18 protein-coding genes are annotated in these 21,202 nt (G+C 56.3%); 7 read left to right on the top strand and 11 right to left on the bottom strand.

All coding sequences use genetic code 11. From position 1 onward, the window contains the following. Positions 1-57: 57 nt before the first annotated feature. Together JK621_RS09145 and yebS are read right to left on the bottom strand one after the other, a co-directional pair. Positions 58-2,688 carry a PqiB family protein gene (locus tag JK621_RS09145; protein WP_212559519.1) on the bottom strand — a complete coding sequence of 877 codons (2,631 nt, stop codon included), beginning with the start codon at positions 2,686-2,688 and terminating at the stop codon, positions 58-60. Beyond that, the gene (gene yebS, locus JK621_RS09150) at positions 2,657-3,904 is read right to left on the bottom strand and encodes a membrane integrity lipid transport subunit YebS (protein ID WP_212560165.1); all 1,248 of its coding nucleotides are present in this window, start codon (positions 3,902-3,904) and stop codon (positions 2,657-2,659) included. The genes JK621_RS09145 and yebS overlap by 32 nt, the downstream gene beginning before the upstream one ends. Positions 3,905-4,494: 590 nt before the next feature. Here yebS and JK621_RS09155 point away from each other — a divergent pair. The 4 genes from JK621_RS09155 (at position 4,495) to htpX (ending at position 9,083) form a co-directional block, all read left to right on the top strand. After that, complete coding sequence (locus tag JK621_RS09155) at positions 4,495-4,992, top strand: GAF domain-containing protein (RefSeq protein ID WP_212559520.1); 498 nt, start codon at positions 4,495-4,497, stop codon at positions 4,990-4,992. Between the two features lie 95 nt (positions 4,993-5,087). Then, complete coding sequence (gene proQ / locus JK621_RS09160; protein ID WP_126482255.1) at positions 5,088-5,798, top strand: RNA chaperone ProQ; 711 nt, start codon at positions 5,088-5,090, stop codon at positions 5,796-5,798. A 19-nt stretch (positions 5,799-5,817) separates the two neighbouring features. Beyond that, positions 5,818-7,863 (top strand): carboxy terminal-processing peptidase, encoded by a 2,046-nt coding sequence (gene prc / locus JK621_RS09165; RefSeq protein ID WP_212559521.1) that lies wholly within the window; start codon positions 5,818-5,820, stop codon positions 7,861-7,863. Between the two features lie 341 nt (positions 7,864-8,204). After that, on the top strand, positions 8,205-9,083 hold the full coding sequence (gene htpX, locus JK621_RS09170; RefSeq protein ID WP_006320327.1) for a protease HtpX: 879 nt from the start codon (positions 8,205-8,207) through the stop codon (positions 9,081-9,083). Between the two features lie 48 nt (positions 9,084-9,131). On the opposite strand, the gene JK621_RS09175 is transcribed toward htpX, so the two are convergent. Next, positions 9,132-10,526 carry an MFS transporter gene (locus tag JK621_RS09175; RefSeq protein WP_212559522.1) on the bottom strand — a complete coding sequence of 465 codons (1,395 nt, stop codon included), beginning with the start codon at positions 10,524-10,526 and terminating at the stop codon, positions 9,132-9,134. 228 nt (positions 10,527-10,754) lie between these two features. On the opposite strand from JK621_RS09175, the gene kdgR reads away from it, so the two are divergent. Continuing rightward, entirely contained in the window at positions 10,755-11,546 is a 792-nt protein-coding gene (gene kdgR / locus JK621_RS09180; RefSeq protein WP_212559523.1) for a DNA-binding transcriptional regulator KdgR, read from the top strand. A 129-nt stretch (positions 11,547-11,675) separates the two neighbouring features. On the opposite strand, the gene JK621_RS09185 is transcribed toward kdgR, so the two are convergent. The 3 genes from JK621_RS09185 to hxpB all read right to left on the bottom strand — a co-directional run bounded on the left by JK621_RS09185 (position 11,676) and on the right by hxpB (position 14,986). Beyond that, positions 11,676-13,067: an L-cystine transporter gene (locus JK621_RS09185; protein WP_212559524.1), complete on the bottom strand. Its 1,392-nt coding sequence runs from the start codon at positions 13,065-13,067 to the stop codon at positions 11,676-11,678. 183 nt (positions 13,068-13,250) lie between these two features. Continuing rightward, complete coding sequence (locus JK621_RS09190) at positions 13,251-13,799, bottom strand: metal-dependent hydrolase (protein WP_212559525.1); 549 nt, start codon at positions 13,797-13,799, stop codon at positions 13,251-13,253. A 521-nt stretch (positions 13,800-14,320) separates the two neighbouring features. Next, entirely contained in the window at positions 14,321-14,986 is a 666-nt protein-coding gene (hxpB, locus tag JK621_RS09195) for a hexitol phosphatase HxpB (RefSeq protein WP_212559526.1), read from the bottom strand. A 354-nt stretch (positions 14,987-15,340) separates the two neighbouring features. Between hxpB and JK621_RS09200 the strand changes: the two genes are divergently transcribed. Further along, entirely contained in the window at positions 15,341-15,901 is a 561-nt protein-coding gene (locus tag JK621_RS09200; RefSeq protein WP_212559527.1) for a YniB family protein, read from the top strand. A 38-nt stretch (positions 15,902-15,939) separates the two neighbouring features. On the opposite strand, the gene JK621_RS09205 is transcribed toward JK621_RS09200, so the two are convergent. Then, entirely contained in the window at positions 15,940-16,809 is an 870-nt protein-coding gene (locus JK621_RS09205) for a fructosamine kinase family protein (RefSeq protein ID WP_212559528.1), read from the bottom strand. Between the two features lie 261 nt (positions 16,810-17,070). Between JK621_RS09205 and JK621_RS09210 the strand changes: the two genes are divergently transcribed. Beyond that, positions 17,071-17,520: a GNAT family N-acetyltransferase gene (locus JK621_RS09210; protein ID WP_212559529.1), complete on the top strand. Its 450-nt coding sequence runs from the start codon at positions 17,071-17,073 to the stop codon at positions 17,518-17,520. Positions 17,521-17,557: 37 nt separating this feature from the next. Here JK621_RS09210 and JK621_RS09215 read toward each other — a convergent pair whose 3' ends face one another. The 4 genes from JK621_RS09215 to JK621_RS09230 are packed head-to-tail and all read right to left on the bottom strand — an operon-like array spanning position 17,558 to position 21,109. Further along, entirely contained in the window at positions 17,558-18,418 is an 861-nt protein-coding gene (locus JK621_RS09215; protein ID WP_212559530.1) for a metal ABC transporter permease, read from the bottom strand. Further along, on the bottom strand, positions 18,418-19,278 hold the full coding sequence (locus JK621_RS09220) for a metal ABC transporter permease (protein ID WP_212559531.1): 861 nt from the start codon (positions 19,276-19,278) through the stop codon (positions 18,418-18,420). The genes JK621_RS09215 and JK621_RS09220 overlap by 1 nt, the downstream gene beginning before the upstream one ends. Next, entirely contained in the window at positions 19,278-20,168 is an 891-nt protein-coding gene (locus tag JK621_RS09225) for a manganese/iron ABC transporter ATP-binding protein (RefSeq protein ID WP_212559532.1), read from the bottom strand. The genes JK621_RS09220 and JK621_RS09225 overlap by 1 nt, the downstream gene beginning before the upstream one ends. Beyond that, positions 20,165-21,109 carry a metal ABC transporter substrate-binding protein gene (locus tag JK621_RS09230; RefSeq protein WP_212559533.1) on the bottom strand — a complete coding sequence of 315 codons (945 nt, stop codon included), beginning with the start codon at positions 21,107-21,109 and terminating at the stop codon, positions 20,165-20,167. The genes JK621_RS09225 and JK621_RS09230 overlap by 4 nt, the downstream gene beginning before the upstream one ends. Positions 21,110-21,202: the final 93 nt, after the last annotated feature.

A 21,202-nucleotide genomic window follows, 5' to 3' on the forward strand; every position in this document is an offset into this window, starting at 1 on the left:
TAGCATAAAACGGGCCGGCAGGGAGAGGGACGCCCCTGCCGGCATTGAGTAACGGGTTTAATTCCGCGGGATCGCGGTGCCCCATTCCTTCCAGTCTTTCGGCTCTTCCGCATTCAGCATGAAGTGCTTGTTCGGTGCCGACTGCGGCGCCAGCGGAATGGTTGGCGGGGTGGCGAAGGCAATGCCGCCGCGGATGAACTGCTGGAAGGTGCCGCTCTTGATCACGCCGCCGGTCAGGCCGAACTGCAAGTTGTAGCCGGAGGCCAGCCAGAACACGCTGTTGTTGCGCACCAGATGCTGATATTTCTTGCTGATGCGCAGCGCAACATGGACGCGATCGGACATGGCGCCCAGGTAGAAGCCGGTGATGGTGCCCACTTCCATGCCACGGAACAGCACCGGTGTGCCGACCTGCAGCGAGCCGGTTTCTGCCGCGTCGAGGATCACGCTCAGGCCGTCCAGATAGCGCGAGTCGGTGATGCTGGCTTCTTGCAGTTCGAAGCTGCGCAGTTCGCGGCCGCGCCCCGGTTCGACGTTGATATACGGCTGCAGCAGGGTATCGAGATTACTGACTCCGGCAGCGGAAATTTCCGGCGACACTACGGAGAAACGGCTGCCCAGACGCGCGAAGGTCTGTACGTATTCCGGGTACAGCACTGCCTTGGCCAGCACTTCATTGCGCTCTGGCGCCAGTTTAAGCGAATCCACCTGGCCGATATCGATGCCGAGATAACGCAACGGCATGCCGGGCGACAGCTTGCTGGCATCGTAAGTCCTCAGGACAATCTGGCTGCCCACCGCGCGGGCGGCGGTTTCATTGGCATACAGCACGCGTTTGGCGCCTTTGCCCAATGTGACGCCCTGCAGATTGTCGAAGCTGATGGCGCCTTTCAGCGCCCGATTGAGCGGCGAAGCTTGCACCGTCAGGCCGCTGCCGTTCAATTGCACCTTGGCGCCGCCTTCGGCCCAAAAGATGCTCTCGCTGGTCAGCAGCTTGCGGTATTCCGGGCTGATATAGACATCCACCTCAAACTCGTTGGCTTTCGGGCGAACATTAACGATCTCGCCTACCTGGAATTTGCGGTACAGCACCACCGAACCTGTCTGCACGTCCGGCAGGCTGTCGGCATTCAGCGTGAGTGTTGGCGTTGGGCTGTTACCGATAATGCCGGCTTCGGCCTTCTCGGCATTGGCATACAGCGGGTATTGGCCAACCGGCTCGCCCTTGCTGCCGGGGATGATGCGCACGCCGCCGTCCAGCCACTCTTGCGCACTGGCGCCCAGCACTTCCATGCCGTCGATCCCCAGCTTGACGTCGACGCGGCTGTTGACCACGAATTTGCTGTCTTTATGCAGCAGACGGCGGTATTGGGCTTCGACGGCGGCGGTAAATACGACGCCGCTGTCGGTCAGTGCGCGGCTCATCACCTGGCCGACTTTGACGCCGTGCACAATCAGCGGCTGGCCTACGTCGATACCGTAGCTTTGCGGCGCGTTGAGCGTCACGGTCAGCACGCCCGGCTGTTGCAGCAGGGTTTCGCTGCTGTCGAGTACGTTGAAATGCTGCTGCGGTTCTCCGTCGCCCGGCACCAGCTCCAGGGTATTGCCGGTCAGCAGTTGGCTGATTTTTGCGTCGTTAAGGCTGAGGCGCGGGCTGCGCATCACAATGCGCGTGCCGCTGCGCATCAAATCCACCACTGAGGGATCGACGGTCAGTTCGCCGCTGACCTTACTGTCCTGCTGCAGCGTCAGCTTGGTCAGGGTGCCCACCTGCAGCCCCTGGTAAATCAGCGGCGTGCGGTTCTCGCTGAGGTTATTGCCGCTCGGCAGATCCAGCGTAATGTTCACGCCGCGTTGGCTGTGCGCCAGATCCGGGTACAGGTCATAGCTTTGGTCGGCCTTGGCCTGTTGGCCGTCGGGTGGTGAATCAAAGGCTATCGCGCCGTTGACCAGCGCCGCCAGGCTTTCCATTTGCACCGAGGCGCCCGCCAGGCTGAAATCGCCCTTGAAGCCCGAGACGTTCCAGAAACGGCTGCTGCCCTTCACCAGATTGGCGAAGCGGCGATCGATCAGCACGTCAATGGTGACGCCTTTATTACCTTCGGAAATGGTGTAGTCGTACACCTTGCCTACCGGGATTTTACGGTAGTACACCAGAGAGCCGCTGTTGAGCGAGCCGAGGTCGTCGGCGTGCAGGTGAATCATCAGTTCACCGGTGTTCAGGCGGTATTTGGGCTGGGTGTCGAGCGCGGTAAAGTGGCTCTGCGGCTGGCCGCTGCCCGGCATCATGCCGATGTAGTTGCCGCCGACCAGCGCATCCAGGCCGGAAACGCCGGCGAGCGAAGCTTTAGGCGTAACCAGCCAGAATTGGGTACCATCGCGCAGCGAGTCTTCCAGATCGCTCTTGATGCTGGCTTCGACCACAATGCTGCGCAGATCCTTACTCAGGCTGATGGTCTGCACGGTGCCGACATCCACCCCCTGATAACGCACGGGAGTGCGGCCCGCGACGATACCCGCCGCAGATTGGAAATCGATGGTAACCGTGGTGCCGCGCTCCTGGAAGTTGCTATAAACCAACCACCCCGCGATCAGCAGGGCGATAAACGGCAGTAACCAGAATGGCGAAATGCGGCGCTTGTTTTTGACCCGCGCTTCAGTCGGTGTATTCGGCGTTTCCTGTTGCATGTGCATCCCAAATCAATCGGCTATCCAGCCACTCTACGGCAAGAATAGTTAAAATGACCGCAGTGCCAAAATAAAAGGCTGCCGGCCCCATAGTAAAAGATAATAACTGGTCGCGATTCACCAGCGACATCATCAACGCAATGACGAACAGATCCAGCATCGACCAGCGGCCGATCCAGGTGACCAGCCGCAGCAGGCGAATACGCGTTTTCAGGCTGTGCGAGGTCTTGAAATGTATGCTGAACAGCAGGGTGATCAGCACTATGACTTTGGTAAAGGGCACCAGCACGCTGGCGATAAAAACGATAGCGGCGATCGGTGCGTTGCCGGAGGTCGCCAGCGATACGACCCCGGAGAAAATGGTGTCTTCGAGCCGTGCGCCGTTGGCGTAAACGATGGAAATCGGCAGCAGGTTGGCCGGGATCAGCAGGATCATCGCCGCAATCAGCGCCGCCCAGGTTTTTTGCAGACTATAGGGCTGGCGGTGACACATGGGAATATGGCAGCGCGGGCAGCGTCCCCGTTCGTCCGGATAACCGGTGAAATGGCACGACAGGCAAACATGCAGCGCCGCCGGCGGGCCTTTCGGCTGTTCCTGCGGGTAATAGCGCTCCCACAGCTGTTCCAGATTGAGGTGGATCAGGGTCAGGATGCTGAGCAGCGTGAGCGACAGATAGGCTATCAACGCGCTGCCGGCCTGGATATCGGCATACTCTTTGACTTTTATCGCCGCTACCGCCATGCCGATCAGGTAAATATCGAGCATCACCCATTCTTTCAACCGCTCCAGCATCAGCAGTACCGGACGCAAATTCATGCCGATGGCGTGGCCGAAACGCAGGTAAAGCAGCGACAGCGCCAACGTCAGCGGGGCGCCCAAGGTACAGAATGCCACCATGCTGGCGGTGAGAGGGTCGCCCTGGCGGCTCATTTGCCAGATGCCTTCCAGCAGGCTGGCGTCAATGCGGGTGCCAAGCAGACGGATGCTGATCAGCGGCTCGCTGAAGGCGAACGGCATCAGCAGCAGCATGGCGACCGCCATGGCCGTCAGGCGGGTCATCGACCAGTCGCGGCCATGCACCACTTTAGCGTTGCAGCGCGGGCAATAGGCGGCCTGATTGCCGTTCAGCGGCGGCAGCATAAACAACAGATCGCATTCGCGACAGCGCTGGTGGCGCGCTTTGGAAAGGGGGCCGGTGATCGCGTGTATTTTCATCATGACAAAAGCTGCTCTATAGCCCGCCGGATGGGTAGCGTAGCTGAAAAATAAACCTGCTGTAACCGCGCGGGGCGGTAAACAGGGTTTCTGCGAGGCAAACATACCTTGCCCGGCAGGGGTTTGTGAAGCAACAGATGAATAACCCGATGGCTATACGCATTTTTTGTAGGAAGGGCAATGTGGGCCGGCCTTCACCGTCGCGTTTTCCGGGGGGGCCTTTCTGGACATGGTTTCATTATAGTCGTGGCAGTCGTTTGAGGGCCGCCGGAGGCGAAACCTTTTGCCTGCCCCGGGCGTCGTTGAACGTTCGATTCCTCAATGCATTGATATTAAAAGAATAAAACCCAGGGTGTTTGATCATGGGTTCCTTACGCTAACTCCCTGTTTCAAAACGTCTCATGATTGCTTTGGACAACGCGGCGCAATAGCAATTATGCTGGGGGCAAGCCGACAGGAAAATGGCAAGACAGCGAAACTACCTGCATGATATACAATAGAAAATCAAATCTATTGTAGTCTGCGCACATTATGACTGGTTCCTGTGTTTCTCTCTGCTCTGCACGGGAATAGATAACCATGGTTAACAAATGACAAAAGAAGAATTCTACGCGGAATTAAAACGCGATTTGAATGCGTTGCTCGACGGGGAAACCAACTTCATTGCCGCACTGTCCAACGCCAGCGCGTTGATTAATGAACGCCTTGACGACGTCAACTGGGCCGGTTTTTACCTGATGGACGGCAACCAACTGGTGCTCGGCCCGTTCCAGGGGAAAATCGCCTGCGTGCGCATTCCGGTGGGCAAGGGCGTATGCGGAACCGCGGTGGCGGAAAATCGCGTGCAGCGCGTTGACGACGTCCACGCATTCCCGGGCCACATCGCCTGCGACGCGGCCAGTAATGCGGAAATCGTACTGCCGCTGCAGGTTAGCGGTCAGATCATCGGCGTTCTTGATATCGACAGCACAGTTTATCAACGTTTCGACGAACAGGACCAACGGGGCCTGGAAGCAGTGGTGGCGGGGCTTTGCGTGCAACTGGAACACTGTGATAGTGCGAAATACGTCACTGTGGCGGCAAGTTGATCTACGGTTAACGTGGCATTTACCGATGGCGTCATTATAATGACGCCTGTTCATGCCTGTGGCTTGTTGGCAACCCGTTGTAATCAGGAAATTTCATGGAAAATCAACCTAAGTTGAACTCTAGTAAAGAAGTCATTGCTTTTCTTGCCGAGCGTTTTCCGCTCTGCTTTAGCGCCGAGGGCGAAGCTCGCCCGTTGAAAATCGGTATTTTTCAAGATCTGGTAGAGCGTGTTCAGGGGGAAGAAAGCTTAAGCAAAACGCAATTACGTTCTGCACTGCGCCTGTACACCTCAAGCTGGCGTTATCTGTACGGCGTCAAAGTTGGCGCGCAGCGCGTCGACCTGGACGGTAACCCGTGCGGCGAGCTGGAACAGCAGCATGTCGATCATGCCCGCCAACAGCTTGAAGAAGCCAAAGCGCGCGTTCAGGCACAGCGTGCCGAACAAAATGCCAAAAAACGTGAAGCTGCCGGTGAATCAACCGATGCCGAGCCACGCCGTCCACGTCCAGCCGGTAAAAAACCTGCTGCACGTCGCGAAGGCGGAGCCGCACCGGAGAACCGCAAGCCGCGCCCACAAACTCGTCCACAGCAAGCTCGTCAACCTCGTGCAGCAAAAGAGGAAAGCCAGCAGCGTCATGTGCCAGTCACGGATATCTCTAAACTGCAAATTGGCCAAGAAATCAAAGTCAGAGCAGGCCAGAGCGCGATGGATGCAACCGTACTTGAAATCGCTAAAGATGGCGTACGTGTGCAGCTCTCTTCCGGTCTGGCGATGATTGTGCGCGCAGAACACTTGCAGTTCTGATACGGAGGCCAACCAAGGCATGAACAAATTTGTCAGATTAACAGCAGTCGCGGGTCTGTTGTGGGCGGGTGTCAGTTACGGAGCGGATACAGCCAACATCCGCATCGACCAACTGCCTCAGCTTCATCAGGAGCCGCAGCATGCTACTGTGAGTGAGCGCGTAACCTCGCGCTTCACTCGCTCTCATTACCGCCAGTTTGCCCTCGATGCGGATTTTTCAGGCAAGATCTTCGATCGTTACCTGAATATGCTGGACTACAACCATAACGTGTTGCTGGCCTCCGACGTGGCGCAGTTCGCCGACAAGCGCAATCAACTGGGCGAAGAACTGAAAAGCGGTAAGCTGGATACCCCCTACGCGCTGTACAATCTGGCCCAGAAACGCCGTTTTGAGCGTTACACCTATGCGTTGTCGTTGCTCGAAAAGCCGATGAACTTTACCGGCAACGAAACTATCGATCTCGACCGCAGCAAAACGCCGTGGCCGAAAGACAAGGCCGAACTGGACAGCCTGTGGGATGCGAAAGTCAAATATGACGAGCTGAACCTCAAGCTGACCGGCAAAACCGACAAAGAAATCCGCGAGACGCTGACCAAACGCTATCAGTTCGCCATTAAGCGCCTGACGCAAAGCAACAGCGAAGACGTATTCCAGCTGGTGATGAATGCCTTTGCGCATGAGATCGACCCGCACACCAATTATCTTTCCCCGCGCAACACCGAGCAGTTCAACACCGAGATGAGCCTGTCATTGGAAGGCATTGGTGCGGTACTGCAGATGGATGACGATTATACGTTGATCAACTCCATGGTACCGGGCGGCCCGGCGGCGAAAAGCAAGGCGATCACCGTGGGCGACCGCATTGTCGGCGTCGGCCAGACGGGGAAACCTGTGGTCGATGTTATCGGCTGGCGTCTGGACGACGTAGTTTCCCTGATCAAAGGGCCGAAGGGCAGTAAAGTGCGCCTGGAAATCCTGCCGGCCGGCAAGGGCACCAAAACCCGCGTTGTTACGCTGACCCGCGAACGTATCCGTCTGGAAGACCGTGCGGTGAAAATGACCATCAAGACCGTCGGCAAAGAGAAAGTCGCGGTGATGGACATCCCTGGCTTCTACGTGGGCCTGACCGATGACGTGAAAGTGCAACTGCAGAAAATGGCCAAGCAGAACGTCAAGAGCCTGATCATCGATCTGCGTACCAACGGCGGCGGCGCGCTGACCGAAGCGGTCTCGCTCTCCGGCCTGTTCATTCCTAGCGGCCCGGTAGTACAGGTGCGCGACAACAATGGCAAAGTGCGTGAAGACGCCGACACCGACGGCATCGTTTACTACAAAGGTCCGCTGGTGGTGCTGGTTGACCGCTTCAGCGCCTCGGCTTCCGAGATCTTTGCTGCGGCGATGCAGGACTACGGCCGTGCGTTGATTGTCGGTGAACCTACCTTCGGTAAAGGTACCGTGCAGCAGTATCGTTCGCTAAACCGCATTTACGATCAGATGCTGCGGCCGGAATGGCCGGCGCTGGGCTCGGTGCAATACACCATCCAGAAGTTCTACCGCGTTAACGGCGGCAGCACCCAGCGTAAGGGCGTAACGCCGGATATCCTGATGCCTACCGGCGTCGATCCAGCGGAAACCGGCGAGGCGTTTGAAGACAACGCCATGCCGTGGGACAGCATCAATGCGGCTACCTACAGCAAAACCGGCGACCTGACGCCTTTCGATCCTGAACTGCTGAAAGACCATGAGCAGCGTATAGCCAAGGATCCGGAGTTCCAGTACATCGCGCAGGACATCGCCCATTACAAGGCGCTGAAAGACAAGCGTAACATCGTCTCACTCAATCTTGCTCAGCGCGAGAAAGAGAACCACGATGATGACGCTACCCGTTTGCAACGCATTAACGATCGCCTGCAGCGCGCCGGTAAAAAACCGCTGAAGGCGCTGGAAGATTTGCCGAAGGATTACCAGGAACCGGATCCATACCTGGATGAAAGCGTGCATATCGCGCTGGATCTGGCTCACCTTGAACAGGCGCAGCCAACCCAGCAGCCGGCGGCGAAGTAACGCAGTCGGGTAAATAAAAAACGCACCTTCGGGTGCGTTTTTTGTTAGGTGCCGCTGAAGGCACATTGAGGCGTTAAGCACTCTGTGAAGCAATGATGAGCGAACTGACTCTACCTCGGGCGTTTGAATAATAAACGCGACTGATTTGCCGTCAGAAAAACCACCGCCTTGTGCAACAATCGTTTACAATTTGAAAAGCCATGCTGGAATGCCGATTTTGTAAAGTTTCGTATTTTTAGTAGGTTAATGGCGCGCAACTCTTGAAACTGTGACGAATGCCCATACGATCTAGGGTATCCAAAGCAGCGTTTTGTTAACATTTATGAGGAAGTAAACATTTTATGATGCGTATAGCTCTGTTCCTGCTCACCAACCTGGCGGTGATGTTGGTTTTCGGGCTGGTGCTCAGCCTGACAGGAATCCAATCCAGTAGCGTTCAGGGCCTGATGATCATGGCCGGTCTGTTCGGTTTCGGCGGTGCGTTTGTCTCACTGCTGATGTCCAAATGGATGGCGCTACGCTCCGTAGGCGGGGAAGTGATTGAACAGCCGCGTAACGAAACCGAAAACTGGTTGCTCGAAACGGTGCGCCGTCAGTCGCAGCAGGCAGGCATTGCCATGCCGCAGGTCGCTATTTATCACGCACCGGACATTAACGCTTTCGCCACCGGCGCACGCCGTGATGCCTCGCTGGTTGCCGTCAGTACCGGCCTGTTGCAAAGCATGAGCAGGGATGAAGCGGAAGCGGTTATCGCGCACGAAATCAGCCACGTCGCCAACGGCGATATGGTCACCATGACGCTGATTCAGGGTATCGTGAACACCTTCGTGATCTTTATCTCTCGCCTGATTGCACAAGTCGCCGCCGGTTTCCTCGGCAACCGCGACGGTGAAGGCGAAAGCAACGGCAACCCGATGATTTATTTTGGCGTGTCGATGGTGCTGGAACTGGTGTTCGGCATTCTGGCCAGCATCATCACCATGTGGTTCTCACGCCACCGTGAGTTCTACGCCGACGCAGGCTCCGCCAAACTGGTGGGCCGCGAGAAGATGATTGCAGCGTTGCAGCGTCTGAAAACCAGCTACGAGCCGCAGGAAGCGGGCAGCATGATGGCGTTTTGCATCAACGGCAAATCCAAGTCGTTCAGCGAACTGTTCATGTCGCACCCGCCGCTCGATAAACGTATCGAAGCGCTGCGTTCAGGTCAGTACCTGAAGTAACGCTGAGAAGGTTAAAGACCCCGGCTTGCCGGGGTTTTTTTATGCCTGCTATTTGGCTTGCGGGCTGTGTTCTGCCTGCTCCGCGCGCGGTTGGGTGATACGCAGGCTGCTGACCGCGGCCGCCAGTGTGGCGAAGGTGCCGGCCAGGATAAGCGAGGCGTGCGTACCTGAAGTGGGGAACAGGTTGAACATCAGCGCCACCAGCGCGGCGCCGGAGGTTTGTCCTAACAGGCGGGCGGTGCCTAGCATGCCACTGGCACCGCCGCTACGGTTGCGGGGCGCGGCAGAAATGATGGTGTGGTTATTCGGCGACTGGAATAGTCCGAAGCCGGCGCCGCACAGCACCATGCGCCAGATGATGTCCAGATCCGACGGGTTATGCGGCAGCAGCGCCAGCAGGAACAGCCCCAGGGCAAACACTCCCAGCCCGATACAGCCCAACAGCCCGGCGTGAACGCGCTCCACCAGTCGCCCGGCGATCGGCGCCATGACGATAATCGCCAGCGGCCAGGGCGTCAGCAGTAGCCCGGTAGCCACCTCATCGCGGCCCAGCGTGCTTTGCAGAAAGAACGGCAGCGAGACCATTGCCAGCATTTGCGCGGTGAAAGAACAGATGGAGGTGCCCATCGACAGGGCGAAAATAGGGATACGCAGCAGGTCGACCGGCAGCAACGGAAACTCTTGTCGCAGCTGGCGGCGGACGAAGAAGAAGCCGATAACCAGCAGTACGGCGATCTCGCTGAATATCAGCGTCAGGCTCTGCCCCTGGGCAAAGCCGCTGATGGCGGTGATCAACAGCCCGAAGGTCAGGGCGTTCATCGCGGCGCTGGTCGGGTCAAAACGCTGATTGCCGCTTTTCTGGCTGTTGCCGGGCAGGAACTTCATTCCCAACACCAGCGCCACAATGCCAATCGGCAGGTTGATGGCGAACAACCATTGCCAGGACGCCACGGACAGTATCGCCGCCGCCACCGTGGGGCCCGCCGCCGAGGAAAAGGCGACAATCAGTGAGTTGATGCCCATGCCGCGCCCGAGAAAGCGCTGCGGGTAGATAATGCGGATCAGCGCAGTGTTGACGCTCATGATGGCGGCGGCGCCAAACCCCTGAAGCACGCGGGCAATGGTCAAGGTTGCAAGCGAATCGGACAGGGCGCAAAACAGCGAGGTAATGCTGAACACCAGCAAGCCGGCCTGATAGATGCGGCGATAGCCAATCAGGTCGCCGAGCGAGGCCAGCGAGAGCAGTGAAATGGTGATGGCCAACTGATAGGCGTTAACCACCCAGATCGAACTGGCCGGGCTGGCGTTAAGATCGCGTGCGATGGTGGGCAGCGCCACATTGGCGATCGCACCGTCAAGCACGGAAACGGTAATGCCCAGGGCGATGGCGAGGATGGCCCCATAGCGTTGCGGGACGGGGAGGCCGTCAGTACAAGAACGCATGTTGATCTCGAAGGTATTAATACGGGGGAGTATTAACATGCTAATCATATTCGGCGGAGATTGCACCTGCACTGGCCGGCTCAATTGTAATAACCGATGAGAGTGGGCCTAATCCATTCATCTTATGGCATTTTCCTTGGCTCCATTGCGTGGCCTCAGGGCTTGCGCGTATACTGAAACCCTTGTTCAAATTTCTTAAAACAGAAAAAGCTGAGTAGGATATTTACCATGGCTAACGCAGATCTAGATAAACAACCGGATTCTGTTTCATCAGTGCTGAAAGTGTTCGGTATCTTGCAAGCGCTGGGCGAGGAACGCGAGATCGGCATTACCGAGCTTTCCCAACGGGTCATGATGTCCAAAAGCACCGTCTACCGTTTTCTGCAGACCATGAAGTCGCTGGGCTATGTTTCGCAGGAAGGGGAATCGGAAAAATATGCGCTTACTCTCAAGCTGTTTGAACTCGGCGCCAAGTCGCTGCAGAACGTCGATCTGATCCGCAGCGCCGATATCCAGATGCGCGAGTTGTCGAATCACACCCGTGAAACCATTCACCTCGGGGCGCGGGATGAAGACAGTATTGTCTACATCCATAAAATCGACTCGATGTACAACCTGCAGATGTATTCGCGCATCGGCCGTCGTAACCCGCTGCACAGCACCGCCATCGGTAAAGTGCTGCTGGCCTGGCGCGATCGTGCTGAAGTGGAACAAATCCTGTCGCAGATTGAATTTACCCGCAGTACTCCGAATACCCTTACCAGCGCCGCTGAGCTGCTGTTGGTGTTGGATCAGGTGCGCGAGCACGGAGTGGGCGAAGACATTGAAGAACAGGAAGAGGGGCTACGTTGCATTGCGGTGCCGGTATTCGATCGCTTTGGCGTGGTGATCGCCGGGCTTAGCATCTCGTTCCCCACGATCCGTTTCTCCGAAGATGCCAAGGCGGATTACGTTAAACGCCTGCATACCGCCGCACGCAACATTTCCGAGCAAATGGGCTACCACGATTACCCCTTCTGAGCCTGCCGGCGTTTGATGCGTAAAGGCGTGCCGTTCACGGAAGCAGCCTTTATCCTTTAAATGAACCGCTATCGCAGACATAAAAAAACCGGAGCATCGCAGCCCCGGTTTTTTTATTGCGGACGACACTTACTGGTGAGCCAGTTCCACTTCGTCTTCGCTGTCCATAATGTTTTTGTCCGTCTGCTTCATCAATTGGCTGGTGACGGTGCCGGCGGTCATTGAACCGCTGACGTTCAGCGCGGTGCGGCCCATGTCGATTAGCGGTTCGACCGAAATCAGCAGGGCGACCAGCGTGACCGGCAGGCCAAGCGCAGGCAGCACAATCAATGCGGCGAAGGTGGCGCCGCCGCCGACACCGGCAACGCCGGCGGAGCTGACAGTGACGATACCGACCAGCGTGGCGATCCACACCGGATCCAATGGGTTGATGCCAACGGTTGGGGCAACCATAACCGCCAACATTGCCGGATAGAGGCCTGCACAACCGTTCTGGCCGATGGTGGCGCCGAACGAAGCGGAGAAGCTGGCGATGGATTCCGGAACGCCCAGGCGGCGAGTCTGCGCTTCAACGTTCAGCGGAATGCTGGCGGCGCTGGAGCGGCTGGTGAAGGCGAAGGTGATGACCGGCCAGACCTTGCGGAAGAATTTCGCCGGGTTAACGCCGGTGAAGGCCAGCAGCAGGGCGTGTACCCCAAACATGATTGCCAGACCGAGGTAAGACGCCACCACGAAGCTGCCGAGTTTGACGATGTCGTGGATGTTGGAACCGGCCACCACTTTGGTCATTAACGCCAGCACGCCGTACGGGGTCAATTTCATCACCAGACGTACCAGCTTCATCACCCAGGCTTGCAGGGTATCGATAGCCACCAGCACGCGCTGGCCTTTCTCTTTATCGTCTTTCAACAATTGCAGCGAAGCCACACCCAGGAAGGCCGCGAAAATCACTACGCTGATGATCGAGGTCGGGCTGGCGCCGGTCAGATCGGCAAACGGGTTTTTCGGCACGAACGACAATACCAACTGCGGTACGGTCAGATCCGCCACTTTACCGACGTAGTTGCTCTGGATGGCCGCCATGCGCGCGCTTTCTTGCGTGCCTTGCACCAGGCCTTCTGCGGTCAGGCCAAACAGGTTGGTCACCAGCACACCCACCAACGCGGCGATAAGCGTGGTGAACAGCAGAGTGCCGATAGTCAGGAAACTGATTTTTCCCAGTGAAGAGGCATTATGCAGCTTGGCGACCGCGCTCAGAATTGAGGCGAATACCAGCGGCATTACGATCATTTGCAGCAGTTGCACATAGCCGTTACCGACAATGTTGAACCAACTGATGGATTCTTTCAGAACCGGGTTATCCGAGCCATACACCAGTTGCAGGCCCAGGCCGAACACTACGCCCATCGCCAGGCCGACCAGCACTTTTTTCGCCAGGCTCCATTGCTTATGGCGGGTTTGCGCCAACAGCAAAAGGAGGGCGACAAAAACCACCACGTTAATTACCAGCGGAAAATTCATCCCCAATGTCTCCAATCATTTTTCTTATATAAAAACGGCTAAGCACCAAAATGTAACGATACGAAATATCGTAACAGTTTGCGCAACGGCTCACTTATATCCAAATGGAATTTGATATAACTTCGAATATGAATTTGTTTGATTAATATACTTTGTGAATGTTTTGTGGGCGATTTTTTGTGATTACAGTCTGATATTTTTGATTTGTTCAAAGTAGGACTGCACTGGAATGGTGCAGTCTCCCTGCCAATAGATGGCGAAAGCTACCAGACACAGGCACAGGGCGCGCTCCAGCTGGTTGCCTTTCTGAGAATTTAGCACCGGCAAACGGAAACGCCAGCGACAGGGCCAAAGCAACGGCACGCCGGCAGGGGTGAGCATGTCGGCCAACAGGTGGCTGAAATAGCCAATGATCATGGCATGCAGCACGTCGGGTGGAATTGGCCAACTGCGTGGCACGTCTAACTGGAACAGCGCCATACCGCCGACGATCGCCAGCAGGCTGTGGGTGAAACCGCGGTGCCCAAAGGCGCGGGAGATGGGAATGGCGATCCAGCGCAGGCGTTGGCCCAGCACCGATTTGGGGTGATCGATATCGGGCAGCAGTGAGGTCAGCAGCGCGGCAGGAATGATGTGCCACCAGTCCCCGCTGGCCAGTTCCGGCGTCACTTCGGCCTTCTTGGCGAAAATCGCGCAAGCGACAGAGAAAATAAGATGTCCTTCCGCGGTCATGCTGCTGTTGTTCCGGCTGGTAAACTGTTAATTTATCCAGTATATGGGAAAATTAACAGTAGCGGAAGCGGTTACCCTGTAACTAATTGTTTATTTTCCCCGGTTTTACAACGAGTTGTTACGTGACAGGATTATATATTGCGCGTTTGTGGAACCGCGGCGGTAAAAAAGGGCACCGGCCGGGTGCTGCGCAGCCATTACAGGGGAAAGGGGATCCGCGCAGTTCACTGACGGCAACATGGTCCATATCGCCAAAGAACTGGTTCTCAATGCCTCTTAGACTCAAGAAATGCGGGAGAAAGCGCCGAACGGCAGGGTTGCGCTGCGTGGCAGTGACAGCGCTCGCCGGCTACCCGGCGCTTTCTTGATGTCCCAGCATAGAGATGGCGGTACGTTTATTCAATAAAAATGAAATAATGTTTTATTTATTTTTTGACCTAAGGCAGAGTTTTGAACGTTAGCGGGGGACGCTGAAGATAAAAGAGAAGCAGGGCGGCAGCGGGATAACGCCGCCGCGAAGATTAGGCCAGATGCTCGGGTGTGAGCTGTTCGAGGGTATCGAGCTTATGGTCCGCCAGTGCCCAGCGCGTGTCGTGGCGATACTCTGGCGCCGGGATGACGATTGAACGCATTCTCGCGGCCTTGGTGGCAATCATGCCGTTGAACGAGTCTTCCAGCGTGATGCAGCGCAACGGATCGCTGCCGAGACGTTCAGCGGCGATCAGGTAAACTTCCGGGTGCGGTTTGCTGTAAGGCAGATATTCGGCGGACACCAACTGGTCGAAATATCCCGCCAGATCGAACATCTTCAACACTTGTTGTTGCATGTGCAGTGGCGATGCGGAGGCCAGGCCAATATTCAGATCCCGGCTGCGGCATAGTTCCAATGCCTGTTGCACGCCCGGCAGCAACGGCCGTTTTTCATGCACCAGTTCAATGGCGCGTTCGATAATCCGCGCAGAGACGTCCTCCAGAGAAACGCCTTGCCACGGCATGGCCTGATACCACATTTTTACCACCAGATCGATGCGCAGCCCGAGGGTGTCCGGCAGTTTATGGCGGTCAGACAGATCCAGCCCCAGTGCGCCAAAGATATCCAGTTCCGCCTGTAGCCACAGAGGTTCTGAATCGATCAACAAACCGTCCATATCAAAAATAGCGGTTTCAATGCGTTGCGAATAGGCCATTAGCGATTAACTCCTGCCGGCGTCGGTGAATGTATCCGTCACTTTATCATCGCCAGGAACCAGACTAAAATTTTTGCCCGCCTGTTTGCGCCGCATTCGCTTTAGGTGCCTTGTCGAAACGCAGTATCGCCAGCATCCACGGGTGAAGGGCAAAACAGAAAACAACGCCTTTCCGAACGATTGAAGTAACGCTATAGCCTTTTAATGTGAATGCATTGTCGCCGTTAAGTTGTTGAAAACGGCCAATCCCGGCTACGCTTGTAGCACCGCAAGGCTAAAGAAAACGGTGGGCGAGTTTCAGTAACTACAGGTAGACTTAGCCAATTACGGTTACGTCGCTTACAAGGGGAACACATGACGTATCAACAGGCTGGGCGCATCGCCATTGTAAAACGAATTCTTGGCTGGGTGGTTTTCATTCCCGCGTTGCTGTCGACGCTGATCTCGCTGCTGCTGTTTTTCTATCAACACAGTGAGAAGACCAAAGGCATTAATGCGGTGATGTTGGATTTCGTCCACGTGATGGTGGATATGGTGCGCTTCAATACGCCGTTCCTGAATATCTTCTGGTACAACTCGCCGGTGCCGGACGTCGCGAGAAGCCTGTTCAGCGGCGCCAATCTGATGTTTATCATTATCTATTTTTTGATTTTTGTCGGGTTGGCGTTACAGGCATCAGGCGCGCGTATGTCGCGCCAGGTGAAGTTTATCCGTGAAGGCCTGGAGGACCAGATGATTCTCGAACAGGCCAAGGGTGATGAAGGGCATACGCGCGCACAACTGGAAGAGCGCATTACGCTGCCACATCACACCATTTTTCTGCAGTACTTCCCCCTGTACGTCTTGCCGGTGGTGATCGCGGTCATTGCCTGGTTCGTCATCAGGTTGCTTGGTCAACTGGCCGGCGCGGCTTAAGGCGGGGCCAGGTCAAGGCGCTGCATAGCGCCTTGATACTAGCGAGCTTGAGGGCGCAGCAATGCTTCTACCGCACGCTGCGCCTTGACCAGATGCTGGCCACCAAACAGATTGCTGTGGTTAAGCAGATAATACAGCTGATACAGCGGTTGGCGTTCAATAAACCCATGCTCCAACGGCCAGACGCTCTGGTAACCGTCATATATCTGCGGCGGTAGCTCAGGGTATAGCGGCAGCATCGCCAGATCGCATTCGCGATCGCCCCAGTAGCTGGCGGGATCGAACAGGATCGGGCCGTTGGTGGTCATGCCGCAGTTGCCCGGCCACAGGTTGCCGTGCAGCAATGAAGGCTGCGGCTGATGGTGCTGCAGGCGCAAATACACCACGTCGATGATTTCATCAATATCGCCAAAGGTCATGCCTTTTTCCGCCGCCAACTGCAGTTGCCAGCCGATGCGTTGTTCGGCAAAGAATTCCGACCAGCGGCGTTGCCAGGCGTTGGGTTGCGGAGTGGTGGTCAGATCGTTATCGAAGTCGAGACCGAACTGCGGCTGTTCGCTCCATTTGTGCAGATGGGCCAGCTGTTGGCCGAGGCAATGGGCGCCGTGGGCGTCGAAGGGTTTCAGCGGCTGGTATTCCAGCAGCAGGAAGCTGTAGTCACGATCGCTGCCGACGCCATAAACCTGCGGCACCCGCACGGTTTTACTGCGCGCCAGCAATGCCAGTTGATCGGCTTCGGCGGTAAAGATCGGCAGCATTTCGCGGGCATCGCATTTGACAAATACCTCGTTGTCACCGTAACTCACGCGCCATGCCGGGTGGATTTCTCCCCCGGGCAGTTCAGTTCTTTCGCGGATTTCTGCGCTGCCAAGATGTTCACTTAACAGACGGCTAACGGCTTGCCACATGGTACACCCCCTCTGTGTTGCCTGCGAATTCATTAGGTTAGCGTCTTTACCGTTGCGAAAACACGACCTGGCGCACACTGGCACCAACGGAAGGCGATTTTTTCGCCACCGCGTTTGCTCAAAGTATATACGCTATTGATTAATTTAAGCACTGTGCATGTTGCAACTTGGTGGTATGGGGGTGATGTTTATTAGGCTGATTGCACATGTCGCGACAGTAGAAACTTTGGATGGTTTTCATTATCAATGAGATGAGAAGAAATGGAGCAAAATCAGCAATGGCAACGCGGTGAATACCTGATCACCAGTGATAAAAGTGATTTAAATATTGTCTTTACGCATGCTTTTTTGACCACTTCAACGTGGGCGACCGGTATCTCGCTGCAGACGGTGCAACAGTCAATCGACAACAGCCTGTGTTTCGGTTTGTACCATCAGCAGCAACAAATTGGCTTTGCCCGTCTGGTGACGGATTACGCCACTTTCGGTTATCTGTGTGATGTCTTTGTCTCCCCGGATTATCAGGGGCAGGGGTTAGCGCGTTGGCTGATGGATTGCACGTTGGAACACCCTGTGCTGCAACGGTTGCGACGGATTATGTTGGTGACTGGCACTGCACCCTGGTTGTACCAAAAAGTGGGTTATGAAGCGATTAATCGTGAGGATTTTGTCTGGCATATTGTTCGGCCGGATATCTACCAGCAACACTAATATGAAGTGGCGGTGCAATGACGCACCGCCACCCATTTTAGTGTTTATCGCTGAGTAAGCCCTCTTCGTGACGTTGTAACGGTTTGAGTTTGCTGTAGAGCAGGGCGATAACAAACGCAATTGCCTGAACGATCACAATACAGGGGCCGGTCGCACCGTCGATGTGAAAGCTTACCAGGGTGCCGAGCACGCAGGAGAATACCGACACCAGCGTCGCGATGATCAGCATGCGATCGAAACTGCGGCAGAGCATAAAGGCAATGATGCCAGGGGCTATCAGCATCGCAATCACCAGAATCACCCCGACTGCTTGCAGAGAAGCGACAATGGTCAGCGCCAGCAGGCACAGCAGCCCATAATGCAGCAGTTTTACCGGCAGACCTATGACCCTGGCATGGCCGGGATCGAAACAGTAGAGCATCAGATCTTTACGTTTTAGCAGTACCACCACCAACGTAATGCCGGCAATCAGCAGCGTTTGCTTCAGCTCGGCGTCGGTAATGCCCAGCATATTGCCGAACAGGATGTGGCTCAGATGCTGGTCGGTATCGACACGGGAAAACAGCACCAGCCCGAAGGCGAACATGCCGGAGAAAACGATGCCCATTACCGTGTCCTCTTTCACCCGGCTGTTCTCTTTCAGATAGCCGGTGGCCACTGCGCAGAAAATGCCGGAGAAAAACGCACCGATCACCACCGGGATGCCAAGCACGAACGCCACGACGATGCCGGGCAGCACCGCGTGCGAGATGGCATCGCCCATCAGCGACCAGCCTTTGAGCACCAGATAGCACGACAGCACCGCGCACACCACGCCGGTAACGATAGCGGCGAGGATTGCCCGCTGCATAAACGGGTAGGCGAAGGGTTCACTGAGCAGTTGATACAGGGTTTCCATCAGTGGCCTCCGGTCTGTTCGCGGGCAACGCGGCGCCGGGACGACAACAGGCCGTGTTTGGGGGCGAAGAAAAACGCCGCCAGGAACACCAGCGTCTGCAGGGTCACGATCACGCCGCCGGTCGCGCCGTCGAGGAAGAAGCTCAGATAGGCGCCGATGCCGCTGGTCAGCGCGCCGATGATGATGGCGATGATGACCAATCGGCTAAAGCGGTCGGTCAGCAGATAGGCGGTGGCGCCTGGCGTAATCACCATGGCGATCACCAAAATCGCCCCGACGGTTTGTAATGCCGCGACGGTACAGGCGCTGAGCAGGGTGAAGAACAGAATTTTCATCCGCAGCGGCGACAGGCCAATCGACACCGCGTGGCTTTCGTCAAAGAACACTGCCAGCAGGTCTTTCCACACCAGGCACAGAATCAGCAGCGAGACGCCGATGATAATCTCGACTTGCAGCACGTCTTCGTCGGCGATGCCGAGAATATTGCCGAAGATAATCGACTGCACGTTAATCGACGTAGGATTGAGTGAAATGATCAGCAGCCCGACGGCGAAGAAGGTGGAAAAAATAAAGCCGATGATTGCGTCTTCACGCAGCCGGGTAACGTGGCGTACCAGCGTCATGGCCAGCGCGGCCAGCATGCCGGTGAAGAAGGCCCCGGCGGCGTACGGCAGCCCAAGGGCATAGGCCCCGGCGACGCCGGGCACCACCGAGTGCGACAGCGCATCGCCCATCAGCGACCAGCCTTTCAGCATCAGATAGGCCGACAGGAACGCGCAGGCGGCGCCGACGATGGCGCTGACCCAGATCGCTTTGACCATGTAGTTGTAATTGAAGGGTTGCAGCAAAATGTCCAGCATCAGAGTTGCTTCTCCTTTGGCTGGCTTTGCGCCGGAGGGTCGCTTTTGCTATGGCCATAGAACACCGCCGGGCGTTCGTCATCGGTCAATACCGTCACGGTGCGCGGATCGTTATCGTCGTGCAGATCCGGGCCGGACAGGTTGATATGGCGCAACACGCCGCCAAACGCCTGCTCCAGATTGCTTTGGGTAAAGGTGGTTTCGGTTGGGCCGGCGGCCAGCACCGTGCGGTTAATCAGGATCACCCGGTCGCAGAATTCCGGCACGCTGCCCAGGTTATGGGTGGAAACCAGGATCAGGTGACCCTCGTCACGCAACGCGCGCAGCAGATCGATAATCGCGTTCTCGGTTTTGACGTCCACGCCGGTGAAGGGTTCATCCAGCAGCAGCACGGAACCTTGTTGCGCCAGCGCCCGCGCCAGGAATACGCGTTTTTTCTGCCCACCGGAAAGCTCGCCGATCTGGCGGGTACGCAATTCGCTCAGGCCAACGCGCTCCAGCGCTTTATCGACGCGCAGTCGATCTTCCCGGGAGGGAATACGCAGAAAATTCATCTTGCCGTAGCGGCCCATCATCACTACGTCTTCCACCAGAACCGGGAAGTTCCAGTCGACGTCTTCGGTTTGCGGGACGTAGGCAATAATATTTTTTTTCAGCGCCAGCGCCACAGGCCTGTCATTCAACTGCACGCGGCCGGTGGTGGGCTTGACCAGCCCCATGATGCTTTTGAACAGCGTCGATTTGCCGCTGCCGTTAACGCCTACCAACGCGCAAATGGCGCCGCCGCTCAGGTTAAAACTGGCGTTGTGGATCGCAGTATGGCCGTTGTTGTAGGTAACGGTAACGTCATCAACGTTTAACTCGGGGCGGACAAAAACCTCGGTGGTCATTGATCAAATCCTTTGGCGATGGTTTGTACTGTAACGTTCAGCAGGTCTATATATGTCGGCACCGGGCCGCCCTGGGTGGACAACGAGTCCACATACAGCACGCCGCCGTATTTCGCCCCGGTTTCTTTCGCCACCTGCCTGGCCGGTTTGTCGGAGATGGTGCTTTCGCTGAACACCACCGGAATGCGGTTGGCGCGAACGGCATCGATAACCCGGCGAACCTGCTGCGGCGAACCTTGCTCGTCGGCATTAATTGGCCACAGATAGACTTCTTTCAACTGATAGTCTTTCGCCAGGTAGCTGAATGCGCCTTCGCTGGTAACCAACCAACGCTGGGCTGCGGGAATACGCGCAAGGCGCTCGCGCAGCGGGGCATCCAGCGCGCTGATTTTGGCGGCATAGGTTTTGGCGTTGCGGTTATAGGTTTCTGCATTGGCCGGGTCGTGTTGCACCAGCGCCTTACGGATGTTTTCTATATAGATCAGCGCATTGCTGCCGGACATCCAGGCATGCGGATTCGGGTTGCCATTATACGGCCCTTCGTGGATGGGCAGCGGGGTGATGCCTTCGGTCACCACGGCGGCGGGCACCTGTTTGATATTCTCGAAGAAGCGCTGGAACCAACGTTCGAGGTTCATGCCGTTCCACAGGATAAGATCGGCGTGCTGAGCTTTAACGATATCGCGCGGCGTGGGCTGATAATCGTGGATTTCCGCGCCCGGCTTGGTAATGGACTCGACCACGGCGGCATCGCCTGCCACGTTTTGAGCGATGTCCTGAATGATGGTAAAGGTCGTTACCACGCGCAGTTTTTTTTCTGCCAGGGCGGCGTTACTGGCGAGGCCTGTGGCGAGCAGCAGACACAGCAGGGCAAAAGGGCGGTAAAAGCCCCTGGCCGGAATGAGTGACAGGCAGGGAAAAACGCGTTGTTTCAAAGGCATGGTGACATCTCCTGGCTCAAATGAAAATGATTATCAATATCATTTGAGGTAAAGTCAAGCGTCACCTTTTAAGCTGACGGCAGGCTATCAATC

Source organism: Serratia plymuthica, from assembly GCF_018336935.1.
Lineage (GTDB): Bacteria > Pseudomonadota > Gammaproteobacteria > Enterobacterales > Enterobacteriaceae > Serratia > Serratia plymuthica_B.